This window comes from Mycobacterium sp. RTGN4 (genome assembly GCF_033804635.1).
Taxonomy (GTDB): domain Bacteria; phylum Actinomycetota; class Actinomycetes; order Mycobacteriales; family Mycobacteriaceae; genus Mycobacterium.
Genome location: NZ_JAPZLB010000008.1, coordinates 1 through 12,998, shown reverse-complemented (window position 1 = coordinate 12,998; position 12,998 = coordinate 1). Strand labels below are relative to the sequence as shown.

The following is a 12,998-nucleotide window of genomic DNA, read 5'->3' as shown; positions in this document are numbered from 1 at the left end:
GTGCCCACCGACCGCACCTTCACGGCCGCCGACGGGACGGAACTCATCGTCAGGACCTCCGGGCGCGGCCGTCCCATCGTCTTCCTGCACGGCTCCAACGGCGGGCTGGACTCATGGGCCGAGATCGCGGAAGGCTTTCCCGACTACTCGGTATGGCTGATCGCCCGCCGCGGCTACCGGCCGAGTGGAGTTCCATTGTCGCGGAACAGCTTCGAAGTCGAAGCGGATGACGTGCTGCTCGTCGCACGGGCGGCCGCCGAGGAGACGAGGCAGCGGGGGCATCTCGTCGGCGGCTCGTATGGTGCGTCGTTGGCATTGCACGCCGCCAAGATCGCTACCGCACACTTGGCCTCGCTGGCGCTGTTCGAGCCGCCGCTGTTGCTGTCGGGAGCGCACCTGACGCCAGTGCTCGCCGAATACCGAAAGCACTATGCCGCAGGGGAGTACGCCGAAGCGCTGGGTGTCTTCATTCGCGACGTGGCGCGCATCCCCGCCGAGGTGCTGGCTGCCGCACCGAACGATCCCATTGCTCCCGACGAGGCACTGCGCGCCGCCACCGGGGACCTTGGCGACCTGGAGGCGATGAGCGCCGACACCACGGACCTGAGTCGGTGGACCATGATCGACGTGCCGATCTTGCTGATGCAGGGCGGCGATACCTGGGCGCCGCTATCCACGGGTATGGACGAACTCGCCGCGGTGCTGCCCGCCGCGCGACGCGTCGTGTGGGAGGGTGAGTCTCACTTCGCGACCAGCACGGTACCCGGTCTTGTCGGCGCCGCTCTGCGCAGCTTCTTCGGCGAAGTGGAAGGGTCTTGATGGGCGTCCTGAGAACTCCCGACGAGCGGTTCGCCGGGCTTCCCGATTACCCGTTTCCACCGCACTACGTCCAGGTCGAGTCCAAGCGGATGCCTTCGCTCCGAATGCATTACGTCGACGCCGGGCCCGCAGACGGCCCGACGGTGTTGTTGACGCACGGCCAACCCACGTGGTCGTACCTGTACCGAAAGGTCATCGGGCGACTCGTTGGGGCCGGGTTGCGGGTCATCGCACCCGACAACATCGGGTATGGCCGTTCGGACAAGCTCACCGACGCCACGGACTACACGTTCGTCCGCCACGTCGACTGGCTGCACGGACTCGTCACCGCATTGAACCTGCGCGATGTGACGCTGGTGGCCCAGGACTGGGGCGGCCCGCTGGGCTTGAGCGTGCTCGCGCGCGAACCGGATCGCTTCGCCCGCGTCGTGGCCACCAACACCATCCTGCACACGTGCGATCCCGCGCTGGAAGGTCAACTCGGCTGGGCCCACCATGGAGTCGGGGAGAGCCGAATGATGTTGGAGGAGAGCCTGCTCGACTACGTCCGGTTCTATCAGCGGGCGCCCGACATCGTGCCCAGTTTCTTTCTCGATGCGGTCGCGGGTCCGCTACCCGCGGACGTGCTGGCCGCCTACGACGCACCGTTTCCCGACGCGTCCTTCAAAGCCGGGCTACGACAGATGATCGCGTTGATCCCGTTGACCCGCAACGATCCCGGCGCCGCAATCGGGCGCGCCACGATGGCCGTACTGGAGCAATGGGCGAAGCCGTTTCTCACCGCCTACTCCGACGACGACGCCGCGACGCGTGGCTGGGCCGAAGTCTTTCAGCGCCGAGTTCCCGGTGCTGCGGGCCAGCACCACACGACCATCGCGGGTGCCGGCCACTTCGTCCAGGAGCAGTGCGGCGAGGAACTGGCGGACATCGTCGCGGAGTTCATCGCGGGCACCTGAGGGCCGAATCCGCTCAGGGAAGCGTGTAGATGCAGTGCCCGCTCCCGCCGATCGGCTGCGAAGCGACGACCTTGCCGTTGAGCGAGATCGAGCAGCCTGGCCCGGGATCGTCCCGGCCAGTGGCAACTACCTGAAGCATCGTCACGTCGGGGCCGATGTTCATGGTCCGCGTGAATGGCAGCGGCGTGTGATCGGGCACGAAGCTGCCGGGCGGATCGGTCACGATGTTGAACACCTCTCCACTGCCAGTCACATTGAACACCGCGTGGTTGGTCTGGTTGGTGGGCCCCTGTTGCTGTCCCGGCTGATTGGCCTGCTTGTTGGACGCGGCTGCAGCGTTGGCCGCCTTGGTCTCCGACCGTTCGGCAGGGGTGACGCAGATGGTGTCGCCGTCGAAGGCCTCCCGCCATACGTAGCCCTGCGAGCAAGACGCTGGTCCTGAGCCGGCGAGCGGGTCCTTGTTCGAGCCCGGATTCGCGTTCTCGGTGGCCGTGCGGTCGCGGACTGCCGGGGTGACGCAAACGGTGTCGCCCGTGCGGGCCTCGCGCCAGACGAGTCCCTGGATACAGGTGTCCGGGCCGTACGGCAACGGGTCGGCGAGTGCAGGCGCCGGAGCGACGCCGGCGACGACGAGCAGGGCCGCGGACATCGGCAGCAGCTGCGATGCCCTTCGCTTGATGTTGATTTGCATGGTGTTCATCGGCATTCCCCTTCGAGAGTGTTCAACTACGTGGGACACGGCAACTGTGTGATGACCGAGCTCAAGTGGCGCGAGTAGGCCACTACTCGATGTTTTCGCCACCATTCGGCACCCCCGTGAACCGCGATTCCCCAATCCGTTGACGGTATTCAGGGGGTGCCGAGTAATAAATCGGGTGTTTCCCTATGAATTCCGGGAGTCGGCAGCTAGTCGGCCCTGCTGGAGCCGCCGAAAGCGGTGGTCCAGAAGCCCGCCTGGGCAGGTCAACCAATGTTCGGGCATCCCGGAGGGTTCTCGGGGAGGATGCAGAAGTGGGCACCAGCGAACAGCGCGCAGGCGTCGACCTGACCAACCTGGACCAGCTGCTCGCACCCGGAGCAGACGCCACGAAGCGCGACCTGATCGACTACTTGGACGCGGTGAGCGATCGGATTCTGCCCGGGTTGGCGGACCGACCGCTCACGGTGCTACGGGTGTTGCGAGGGCGAGCGCCGTTCATGCAGAAGAACGTTCCGAAGTACACCCCCGAATTCGTTCGTACGGTAGCGATCTGGGCGGAAGCCTCGAAGCGCGAGGTGCATTACGCACTGTGTGACGATCGTCGGACGCTGCTCTGGCTGGCCAATCAGCGCGTGGTTGAATACCACCCGACGCTCGGCCTGGCCGAGCACGTCTACCGGCCGACGCATCTCGTGCTCGATCTCGATCCGCCGGGCGACGACGACTTCGGGACCGTCGTTGCGGTTGCCCACCTGGTGTGCCAGGCACTGGCCGACTCCGGACTCGCAGGGGCGGTTAAGACCAGTGGCGCCAAGGGCGTTCACGTGTTCGTACCCATCGACGATGCGGCGCCGGTGGACGACGTCGCCGCGGCCACCCGTGCGCTCGCTGCGCGCGCCGAGGCGCTCGACCCCGAGATGGCGACCACGGCGTTCATCGTGGAGGACCGTGGCGGCAAGGTGTTCGTCGACTCCACCAGGGCGGGCGGTGCGACGGTCGCGGCGGCCTACAGCCCGCGACTCCGCCCGGGAACGCCGGTGTCGTTTCCGCTGAAGTGGTCGGACCTGGATCGCGTCACGCCCGCCGACTTCACGGTCCGCACCGCCGTCGATGCGCTCGCCGGGGGTGATCCGTGGGCAGAGGAGATGCCTGCGCCGCAACGCCTGCCAGAAAAGCTGATCGAGCACGGCCGTACCATCCCAGTCGCCCGGGTGGCGGCGATGCACGAAGGCAAGCGACGGGCCCGGTCCCGCCGGGCCGAGGAGGGGAAAGCGTGACCAAAGTCGACGACTCCACACCGGCGACGACGCCTTCCGGTGGCAACCACACGCCACCGTTTCGCGCGGCGTTGATATTCGGTGCACTCGGTGTGGTGTTCGGCGACATCGGCACCAGCCCCATCTACACAGTCCAGACGCTGTTCGATCCCAGCGATCCGCACCCCGTGCCGATCAGTACGAACAACGTGTATGGCGTTGTGTCACTGATCTTCTGGTCGGTCATGATCATCGTCACGCTGACCTACATCACCTTGGTGATGCGCGCCGACAACGACGGTGAAGGCGGCATCATGGCGCTCATCACCATGCTCAAGCACGGGAGCGCCACGCGGGGCCGCCGCACCGCGATGATCTTGGCGACGTTGGGCCTGTTCGGTGCGGCGCTGTTCTTCGGTGACAGCATGATCACTCCGGCGATCTCGGTGCTGTCGGCGATCGAGGGCATCAAGGTGGTCACGCCGGATTTGGACGACTGGATCGTGCCGATCACCGCGGTGATCATCGTGGCGCTGTTCATGGTTCAGCGTCACGGCACGGCTGCCGTCGGACGGTTCTTCGGGCCGGTGATGATTCTGTGGTTCGTGGCGATCGGTGCCTGCGGCGTGCACGGAATCATCGACGAACCAGAGATCCTGAAGGCGCTGTCGCCCACCTATGCGCTGTCATTCATGTTCGGCCACTTCCACATCGCCTTCTTCGCGTTGGCCGCGGTCGTGCTCGCCGTCACCGGTGCCGAGGCGCTCTACGCCGACATGGGCCACTTCGGTCGCAAGCCGATCACGCTGGCGTGGCTCTTCGTCGTGCTACCCGCGTGCGTACTCAACTACTTCGGCCAGGGTGCACTCATCCTCGGTGACGAGCAGAAGGTGAGTGCGCCGTTCTTCTTGCTGATCCCGGAGTGGGCGCGAATCCCCATGGTGCTGCTCGCCACGGCCGCGACCATCATCGCGTCACAAGCAGTGATCACCGGCGCATTCTCGGTGGCGTCTCAGGCCGCCAAGCTCGGTCTGCTGCCCAGGCTCCGCATCGTGCACACGTCGGCGTCGGCCTACGGCCAGGTCTACGTTCCGACCATCAACCATCTGCTGATGGTGTCGGTGCTGATCCTGGTGTTCGCGTTCCGCAGCTCCGCCGCGCTCGCCTACGCGTACGGGATGGCGGTGATCGGGACCATCACCATCGTCACGCTGCTGTTCTTCTACCTCGCCAGAACCCGGTGGGGCGTCCCCCTGTGGCAGGTGGTGATCGGCGGCGGTGCGCTCCTGCTGGTCGATCTGCTGTTCCTCGCCGCGAACCTCACCAAGTTGGTCCACGGGGCGTGGCTGCCGCTACTGATCGCGGTCACGGCGTGGACGGTGATGACGACGTGGGAACGGGGCCGCAGGATCGTCACGAAGGCGCGCGAAGAAGTAGAAGGACCGCTGGGGGAGTTCGTCGATGGACTCTCGAAGTGCGACCCCCCGTTGAAGCGGGTCCCTGGCACCGCGGTGTTCCTCAATCGAGGAAAGGAGACGGCGCCGCTGGCGATGCGTGCCAACGTCGAACACAACCATTCGCGGCACGAGCACGTGATCATCCTTTCGATCGAAACCCTGCCGGTGCCCCGCATACCCGACGACCAGCGCACCGAAGTCGATCCGCTCGGTTATGCCGAAGACGGAATCGTCCACGTGACAGCCAACTTCGGATACATGGAGCCGTCGAACGTGCCCAACGCGTTGCGGCTGCTCGATCCCGATGACACCGAAGGGGTCATCGACGTCGACGGTGCGTCCTACTTCCTGTCGAAGCTGGAACTGGATGCCGGGCCGGAGCCGAACATGGCGCAGTGGCGCAAGCAGCTGTTCATCGCCACGTCCTACCTGACCTCCGACGCGGCCGACTACTTCCATCTGCCACGCGGTCAGACGGTCATCATGGGTTCGGCCATCGAGTTCTAATCGTTCATTCGACGCTGACCGCTTCGACGATGTTGAGTCTGGCCGCGCGCACTGCCGGCGGAATCGAGCCGAGCAGGCAGATCAGCAGTGCGCCAAGGCCAATGCCGACCATCGCCGGGCTGGGCTGCCACGTCACGTCGATGCTGAGCACGTTCGTCAGCGCGATGGACGTCAGGTACTGGATGGCCATGCCGAGCGCCAGCCCCAGTAGTCCACCGACGATGCCGATGCCCGCTGCCTCGGCGAGGATGGCCTTCAAAGTGAAGCCCCTGGTGGCGCCGATCGCTCGCAGCACACCGATCTCGCGACGCCGGTCGAGTACCGACAGCATCAGCGTATTCAGAAGCGTCACGGCCGAAACCACCACGACGATCCACCCGATGATGGTGATGACGGCGATCACCTGGTCCAGTGCACTCGCCACACCCGCCAGCGCCTCGTCGCCGGAGTAGACGAAAGTGCTTGCGGGGACGACCTTTTTGATGGCCGCTTGAACGGCTCGCGGGTCGTGGCCGGGCTTCACGGTGATCTCCAGGTCACTGGCCCCAGGGCGCTGGAACCAACCCTGCATGGCGTCAAGGCTCATCGCAATGGTGCCGGTCATCCCGGAGAAGTACGGGATGAGCGCAAGCACCTGGACGCGACGCTGACCGGTGGGCGTCTGCAGGGTGATGTCGTCGCCTGCGGCGACGTTCATCGACAGTCCGAGGTCGCGAGACAAGGCGACGCCTTCGCCGGAGAGCAACTTTCCGCGGTCCCGCGGCGACAGCGAAGTGTAGATGTCGCGATGGGAACCCTTCGCGATGCCAAGGAGCATCACCCGCGTGTCCCCGACGGTCGCAAAGGCCATCTGGTCGGGGACGACCTTTTCGACACCGGGTATGGCTGCGACGTTGGGCTCGGTGTCCGACGGCAACAGGCTTGAGGAGTAGTCGGTGGCCGCGGCCGAGCTGACCCAGATGTCAGCACCCGCGATCGACGAGAACGACGCGACCGTCGAGTCGACGGCGTTGGCCGTCGCGCCGGTCACCGCCACGGTGGTGACCACAGCGGTGAGCACTGTCATCATCGCGACCCACATCCGCCGAGGCGCGCGCTCGATGGTCGCCGCGCCGAGCACACCCGCAGCACCGAATCGCCGCGCCACGGCTGCCGCGGCTGCGATGATCGGAGTCGAGAAGGCGAAGCACAGTGCACTGAATCCGATGAATGACAACGCTATTGAAGCGATCGCAATTTGCCCTAGCTCCCCGGTGACGATGAGAATTGTCACGACGAGTAGAACCGCCCCTCCCACACCCGCGGCGACTCGCAGCCGGTGCGAACCCGCCTCCGACGTCGCTGCACCGCTTGGAGCCAACGCCTCTATCGGAGCGACGCCGTGCACCTGCCTGGCCGCGAGCGCCGAGGCCGTGACACTCGCGACGACGCATGCCGCGATGGCGAGGGGGACGACCCAGGTTGGGAGGACGTATTCGAGTCGCGCATCGAGTGTTTGCACCATTGTCGAAGGAAGCGCATCGATGGCGAAGTGTCCGATGACCACTCCACACAGCGAGCCGATCACGCCGCCGAGCAGGCCGACGAGCGCGGCTTCGGCCAGCATGTCGGACATGATGGTTCGCCGCCGACCGCCCAGCGCGCGCATGGTCGAGATCATGGGTCGGCGCTGAGCTATGGCGATGCTCATGGCGTTGAAGCTCAGAAACGCCGCCACTACCAACGAGACCGAAGCCGCCAGCAAGGTCATGGCCTGGAGGATGGCGAACGAGCTACTCGCCTGTGCGGCGCGAAAGCTCGGGGTGGCCACGACTGCTCGTCCGTCGATCGCCGTCGTCACGGCGGAGCGGACCTTTTGGACGTCGGAGTGTGGGGTGGTGAACAGCAGGATCGAGTCCAGCAGGTGGGCTCGTCCCGAGAGCTGTTGCGCGAGTGCGAGTGGCGCGATCACGAAGTGTGCGTCATTCAGTCGCCGCGCCGCGGGACCGTCCACCACGGCCATGGCAGTGACGGTCGTCGAGCCCGCGACTTGAAACTGTTCGCCCTTGGCGACGCCGAGGCCCGCGCCGACCACTACTCCGTTCGCTGCCGAGGTGACCGGCGAGCCGGAATCGAGCTGATCCTGAATCGCGGTCTGAAGGTCGGAGTGCAGTTCGGCGGCGTTCTGGCCGAGCCCAAGCAGAAGGGCCGGCTGCCCATTGGCGGTGGTCCGCATTCGCACCAACGGAACTGCCGCAGTTACATTTTCGACACTGCCGACCGTAGGAAGCAGCGCCTCGTCGAAGCCGTCGCCGGTGATGCCCGAGACCTCCAGGTCGGCATCGCCGCCGATGCTGGTGGCGAGGCGGTCGATGGAGCCGGTGATGGATCCCGAGACACCGAGGACTGCAACTAGCAACGTGGCCGAGACCGCGACCACCACGACTGAGGCAACTGCGCGCCCCCAATGGGTGCGCAATTCACGGACGTTCAGAACCTTGAGCCGGCTGAAGGCGGCGAGCAGCACCGCGTTACGACCGACGGGCCGAGTGTCGGCCGAGCCGCGGCGGCGGGGAGTCGACGAGCATGTCCGAGGTGAATGTGCCGTTGTGGACTGTCGGAATGATCTCGGTCGGCTGCTCGCGCATGCCTGTCGAGTGCCGTCCGCTGGGGGGCGGCACACGTCCGGGGCAGACGTCGGACTTGAGCGCGCCGTCCTGCAACGTGATGACCCGGTCGGTCTCGGCTGCCGCCTGGAGGTTGTGCGTGACCATCACGACCGCGCGGTAGTCGCCGTCGTCGCGCGCGACACTGCGCAGCAATTCCATGATTGCGGCTCCGGTCGTGGAGTCGAGGTTGCCCGTCGGCTCGTCGGCCAGGATCAGCGGGGGATCCATCATGAGCGCTCGGGCGACGGCCACCCGCTGCATCTGGCCGCCGGACAATTCGGCAGGTCGGTGTTCGATGCGGTTTCCCAGCCCGACGAGGTCCAAGAGCCGCAATGCGTCAGGACGGACCTGGCGGAGCTTTTGACCGTCGAGCAGCATGGGAAGCGCTACGTTCTCCCACGCCGTGAGCGTCGGCAGGAGGTTGAAGAACTGGAAGATGAAGCCCACCTGGTGGCGGCGAAACGTCGATTGCTGTTCATCGGTCATCGTGCCGATCTCGGTGCCGTTGAAGCGGATCGAGCCCGAATCCGGCGAGTCCAGCGCGCCGATCAGCTGGAGCAGTGTGCTCTTACCCGCGCCGGATGGGCCGACGATGGAGGTGAACTGGCCGCCGCAGATCTGCAAGGTGAGCCCGTCGAGCGCGGGGACCGTGTGACCGCCAGTGTGGTACTGACGTACCACATTGGTGAGTTCCACCCTCAGCGGCATGTCAGATCACTTTGCGCCCGCGGCGAAGCGATGGACACCGCCTCACCTCGCAGCGAGCTTTTCCAGGTCGTGCGCACTGCTCTCGGTCAAGCAATCGCGAATCTTCTGACCAACTCGACGGTTTCGCCGCTGACCGGGTCTCAGCAGCGATGGGATGTGGGCATACACGGCCTGGTTGTTGGGTGCATCCATGTGGGTGAACGGCGGCGTGTCAACGAGCGGAAGAAGGGGGAGGCCGAGCACGTCGCGGGCGGCTCTGACGACGGGCGCATCCAGCACGGAGACGAAGTGTTGAATGTTCTCGCGCATGGCGCCGAGCACCAACATGCGCAGAAGCTGTACGTGCATCGTCGCCAGTTTGCGGCGGTATTTGCGCGGAACGGCGGCCGTGGCGCCGTCCCAGCACCTGTCGAGATCGTCGATTCCGTGGTGCCGCATCACGTCGTCGACCGGGATCGCGATTGGGGCGATGGGCGACTTGATGATGTCGTCGAGATCGACGATGGTCTTGAGGCCGAGCGGGGAATTCCGGATCATCCGGACGACGCCCGCCGGAACCTTCTCTTCGGTGTCGACCACCATGAAGAAGATGCTGCTCTCGTCGTAGGGGCCGTATTCCTTCTTCATGGTGGCGGCGTTATTGCCCCACGAATCCTGGAACACGGCCCGCTCGACCTGACGGGCGATGTTGGCGAACCGATCGGGTCCCTCCAACGTGAAGCATGCGAAGCGCGCACAGCCCAGCTTCTTGGTGGCGAGGAATTGCTCAGTGAGCGCGTCGCGCTCGGAGTCCGACATGTCGTAGACGTAATCCGTCACTCGCCGGTGCTCCCACCCATCAGGCATCGCGTCGACAGTCATAACGCTGTCGTCAAAGAAAATCACCCAGTGGGCTTCCGCCGACCATGCCATCCAGTGGGATGAGACGCAAACGCTTCGGTCAACTTGCCAGTAGCCCCACAACACCTTCGCAGGCCCGCAGCAAAGCCGTGGCCAGTCCGGCCAGAGGCTCGACTTAGTTGCCATCGAAAGTTCAGCGGTTGATTTGCTGAGCGGGAGTCGGTGCCGCCGAATCGGTCTTCGGATGGCCGGCGGGGAACGTCGGGTCCGACCATCCGTCGGTGAGCTCCTCGACGTCGAAATGCCGCTCGACCTAAGCATAAAGCTGACCAGATGCTGTGAGCATGCTGATGTCGGCAGCCCGCCGACCGAAATGCCGTCGAAGCTGGAGGAGCGGCGACGCCTGATCGTTCGCTCGGCCGGGCTCCAAGCCACTTGGGCAATAGTCGACGTCGCCCACCTCGCCGATGAGAATTCTGGTCATCCCGTGGGGCGGCGTCTGGCTTCGTCGGCGAACAACGCGACGGTCTTCGTCGATGAAGATATTCATGAAGTGGACACCGCTTCATTGCCAGCCGATATTCACGTAGCCGTCAGAAAAGCGGCTAGCATTCCGGCTACGGGTGTTGGGCAGGCGGCCCCGCCGCGTCCATTCGCCTGCCTTCGACGAGAGGCCGAAACGATGGGCATCGAGAACCTTCGCTCCCGCTGTCGCGCCGCCGCGGTTGTCCTTGCCGTCACGGCCACCCTTGGCACGCTCGTCACGGTGCAACCACCGGGCTCCGCGAATGCGGACGTGTGCGTGAATGCGGGACGACGGGTGTCCGTCAGCGGATGTGCGAATCTCGCCGATGTGATGGCTCCGTACGTGCCGCCACCCGCCTACTACGCACCAATGCCCGAGGACTACCCGCCGCCCCCACCGCCCCCGCCGCCGTACGTCAACGTCTGCGGGAGCGTCGGCGGACGCCATGTCAGCGTGAGCGGCTGCCGGTAACGCCGCAGAAGAGCTAATAGATTTCGCCGTCACCACCCAACAAGGAGACCAATGATGTTGTCGTTCAACCGTTTCTCGACCAGAGCGGTGCTGGGTGCATTCGGAACCGCAGCCGTTGCCGGCGCGGTGCTGCTCGGCGCTGCGCCTGCCGCATCGGCCGACCCACAACCCAACTGCACCGCCGCCGACCTCGCCCAGACTGCCACCGGAGTGTCAGCAGGCATGTCGGTCTACCTCTTCAGCCACCCCGACGTCAACGCGTTCCTGACCGGCCTCGAGGGCTCGCCCCGCGACACGATCCGGCCAAAGGTTGAGGAATACATGAACGCCAACCCGCAGGTGAAGGCCGAGATGTCCGCCATCCGTCAGCCATTGGTCGACATGAGGGAGCGGTGCGGCACAGGCGGCGGCGACGACGTGTCTTGATTCGCCTGCGAAGCATCGCTGCGCGACTAGGAGTGCGGCCTCGAATGGTCCACACGGAGTGAGGATTCCAATGATGTGGACGAAGCGCTACTACGCGCTGCCCTTGGTCGGGATGACGACCGTCGCAGTCGGAATGGTCATGGCGCCGCCAGCGGGCGCCGACGACCGCACCTGCACCAACACCAACGCCACGACGACCATCTGCTCGCGGCCGGGCGGCAGTACGTCGATCAACACCTCACCACCTCCGGTGGTCGGCCCATACTCCTCGTGCGGATTCGGCGTAGGGCTCGAGCACATGTGCGGCGGCGGTGTCACCTGGAACCTCGGCGGGATCTTCGGCAGACGGTAATCGTTTGCGGAAGCAGCGGTTTCGACCCCGTTGACGCAGAGGAAGGCGATCACGTCGGCGGAGAGTTCGCTCACGGGTTCGAGGTTAAGCCCCTCCGGGGTGCTCCGAGCGGCGGATTTGCTGCATTGGCGGCGGCCGCGTGGGAGCATTTTGCGATGGACCCGGACGATCCGGAGGCGCGGATCCGCGAGCTGGAAGTCGGCAGCTTTAGCGAGAACCCGGGGATCGCGCCGCCCCCGCGAACTCAGCCGCTCTCGCCGCCCGCTCCGCCGTACGGCGCCGAATTCGGCTCCGGCGCACCGTACGGAGCGCCCGTCCCGTTGCCTCGCTATTCAGACAACGCGCGACGGCCGCGAGTCAGGCGTACCGGCTGGGGCAGCCGCCTGATCGTCCTCGCGGTGTTCGGCTTCTTCATGTTCACGCCGCTATGGAATGCAGTGCACACGCTTTTCGCGCAGTGGTGGCCGAACTCAGGCCATAGTTCGTCCACTAGCGTCCCGCTCACCGTTGAGAAGGGTGGGACGTTGAGCGTCAGCGGCAACAACACCTCCCAGACCGTCGCGTGCAATGACGGCACGCTCACCCTTGGCGGAAACGGCAACAAGTTCACCGTCACCGGCCACTGCTTGACCCTTCACGTCTCCGGTAATGACACGAAGGTGACCGTCGACAGTGCCGACACCATTGATGGCGGTGGCATCCGCACCGTGACCACCTATCACTCGGGCACGCCGAAGATCGTCAAGACGGGGATCGACGTCACCGTTCAGCCGGGCTGAACGTCCTACAACTTCCGCAGCAGCGCCGCGGCCCGTACGTCGTCGCCGACGGTCAGCGCGATCCGTACCTCGTTGTCGTGTCGTGCCGACCGAATGGTGACGTGCTCACCGAACTGGATTGGCCGCCGGTACTCGACGACCGCTCGATACGGCGGCGTGCACACGTCGGGTTCCTGCGCCATCACTTCGTGGATGGCGTGCCAGTAGGCGGTGTTGGTGACGTGTTGGAAGATGTCGATGTCCGTGCGGCGCAAGGCGAATGGCGTGTCCGTGTCCGTCTCGTCCGGATTCCCGAGCCAGGGTCGCCATTTGAGCCGGTGCTCTTCGGTGGTCGACGCGAACTTCTCGGTGAGGGTGTCCGATACCCGGGACGGCGTGAGGGTGTCCTTGTTCATCGCGATCCAGAACCCCTCGGTCTCGATGTGCCCACCCTCGCTACCGACTAATGGGTATTGAACAGCGCGCCTCCCCGTGATATCCGTGGCGAGGGGGACTCTGTTCTCCGAGCCGCCGGCCGGTGAGCGTCGTTACCGGCTGAAGCGTTGGTCGACTT

Annotated in this window: 12 protein-coding genes and 2 pseudogenes; 7 read left to right on the top strand and 7 right to left on the bottom strand. The window is 65.3% G+C overall.

Annotated features, from left to right (window positions below):
• Both SLQ30_RS18180 and SLQ30_RS18175 read left to right on the top strand, forming a co-directional pair.
• Complete coding sequence (locus SLQ30_RS18180) at positions 1-819, top strand: alpha/beta fold hydrolase (protein WP_319447978.1); 819 nt, start codon at positions 1-3, stop codon at positions 817-819.
• Entirely contained in the window at positions 819-1,775 is a 957-nt protein-coding gene (locus SLQ30_RS18175) for a haloalkane dehalogenase (protein ID WP_319447979.1), read from the top strand. The genes SLQ30_RS18180 and SLQ30_RS18175 overlap by 1 nt, the downstream gene beginning before the upstream one ends.
• A gap of 13 nt (positions 1,776-1,788) precedes the next feature.
• Here SLQ30_RS18175 and SLQ30_RS18170 read toward each other — a convergent pair whose 3' ends face one another.
• A complete protein-coding gene (locus SLQ30_RS18170) occupies positions 1,789-2,475 on the bottom strand; it encodes a hypothetical protein (RefSeq protein WP_319447980.1) in 687 nt (228 codons plus the stop codon).
• 311 nt (positions 2,476-2,786) lie between these two features.
• Between SLQ30_RS18170 and SLQ30_RS18165 the strand changes: the two genes are divergently transcribed.
• On the top strand, positions 2,787-3,752 hold the full coding sequence (locus SLQ30_RS18165; RefSeq protein WP_319447981.1) for an ATP-dependent DNA ligase: 966 nt from the start codon (positions 2,787-2,789) through the stop codon (positions 3,750-3,752).
• Between the two features lie 71 nt (positions 3,753-3,823).
• Positions 3,824-5,695, top strand: coding sequence for a potassium transporter Kup (locus SLQ30_RS18160; RefSeq protein ID WP_413468091.1), 1,872 nt, complete (start codon positions 3,824-3,826; stop codon positions 5,693-5,695).
• Positions 5,696-5,699: 4 nt separating this feature from the next.
• Here SLQ30_RS18160 and SLQ30_RS18155 read toward each other — a convergent pair whose 3' ends face one another.
• From SLQ30_RS18155 to SLQ30_RS18140, 4 genes and pseudogenes are all read right to left on the bottom strand, one after another.
• Positions 5,700-8,201 carry an ABC transporter permease gene (locus tag SLQ30_RS18155; RefSeq protein ID WP_319447982.1) on the bottom strand — a complete coding sequence of 834 codons (2,502 nt, stop codon included), beginning with the start codon at positions 8,199-8,201 and terminating at the stop codon, positions 5,700-5,702.
• A 166-nt stretch (positions 8,202-8,367) separates the two neighbouring features.
• A pseudogene (locus SLQ30_RS18150) lies at positions 8,368-9,051 on the bottom strand (ABC transporter ATP-binding protein); the annotation flags it as partial.
• A 42-nt stretch (positions 9,052-9,093) separates the two neighbouring features.
• Positions 9,094-9,897, bottom strand: coding sequence for a hypothetical protein (locus tag SLQ30_RS18145; protein WP_319447983.1), 804 nt, complete (start codon positions 9,895-9,897; stop codon positions 9,094-9,096).
• A gap of 307 nt (positions 9,898-10,204) precedes the next feature.
• Positions 10,205-10,441, bottom strand: coding sequence for a hypothetical protein (locus tag SLQ30_RS18140; protein ID WP_319447984.1), 237 nt, complete (start codon positions 10,439-10,441; stop codon positions 10,205-10,207).
• Between the two features lie 132 nt (positions 10,442-10,573).
• Here SLQ30_RS18140 and SLQ30_RS18135 point away from each other — a divergent pair, with 132 nt between their 5' ends.
• Together SLQ30_RS18135 and SLQ30_RS18130 are read left to right on the top strand one after the other, a co-directional pair.
• On the top strand, positions 10,574-10,888 hold the full coding sequence (locus SLQ30_RS18135) for a hypothetical protein (RefSeq protein WP_319447985.1): 315 nt from the start codon (positions 10,574-10,576) through the stop codon (positions 10,886-10,888).
• A 54-nt stretch (positions 10,889-10,942) separates the two neighbouring features.
• The gene (locus tag SLQ30_RS18130) at positions 10,943-11,314 is read left to right on the top strand and encodes a heme-binding protein (protein ID WP_319447986.1); all 372 of its coding nucleotides are present in this window, start codon (positions 10,943-10,945) and stop codon (positions 11,312-11,314) included.
• Positions 11,315-11,404: 90 nt separating this feature from the next.
• Here the strand turns inward: SLQ30_RS18130 and SLQ30_RS18125 are convergent, their stop codons facing one another.
• The gene (locus tag SLQ30_RS18125; protein ID WP_319447987.1) at positions 11,405-11,740 is read right to left on the bottom strand and encodes a hypothetical protein; all 336 of its coding nucleotides are present in this window, start codon (positions 11,738-11,740) and stop codon (positions 11,405-11,407) included.
• A gap of 81 nt (positions 11,741-11,821) precedes the next feature.
• On the opposite strand from SLQ30_RS18125, the gene SLQ30_RS18120 reads away from it, so the two are divergent.
• Positions 11,822-12,445, top strand: a complete 624-nt coding sequence (locus SLQ30_RS18120) for a DUF3060 domain-containing protein (protein WP_319447988.1) — start codon at positions 11,822-11,824, stop codon at positions 12,443-12,445.
• A 5-nt stretch (positions 12,446-12,450) separates the two neighbouring features.
• On the opposite strand, the pseudogene SLQ30_RS18115 reads toward SLQ30_RS18120, so the two are convergent.
• A pseudogene (locus SLQ30_RS18115) lies at positions 12,451-12,945 on the bottom strand (hypothetical protein); the annotation flags it as partial.
• Positions 12,946-12,998: the final 53 nt, after the last annotated feature.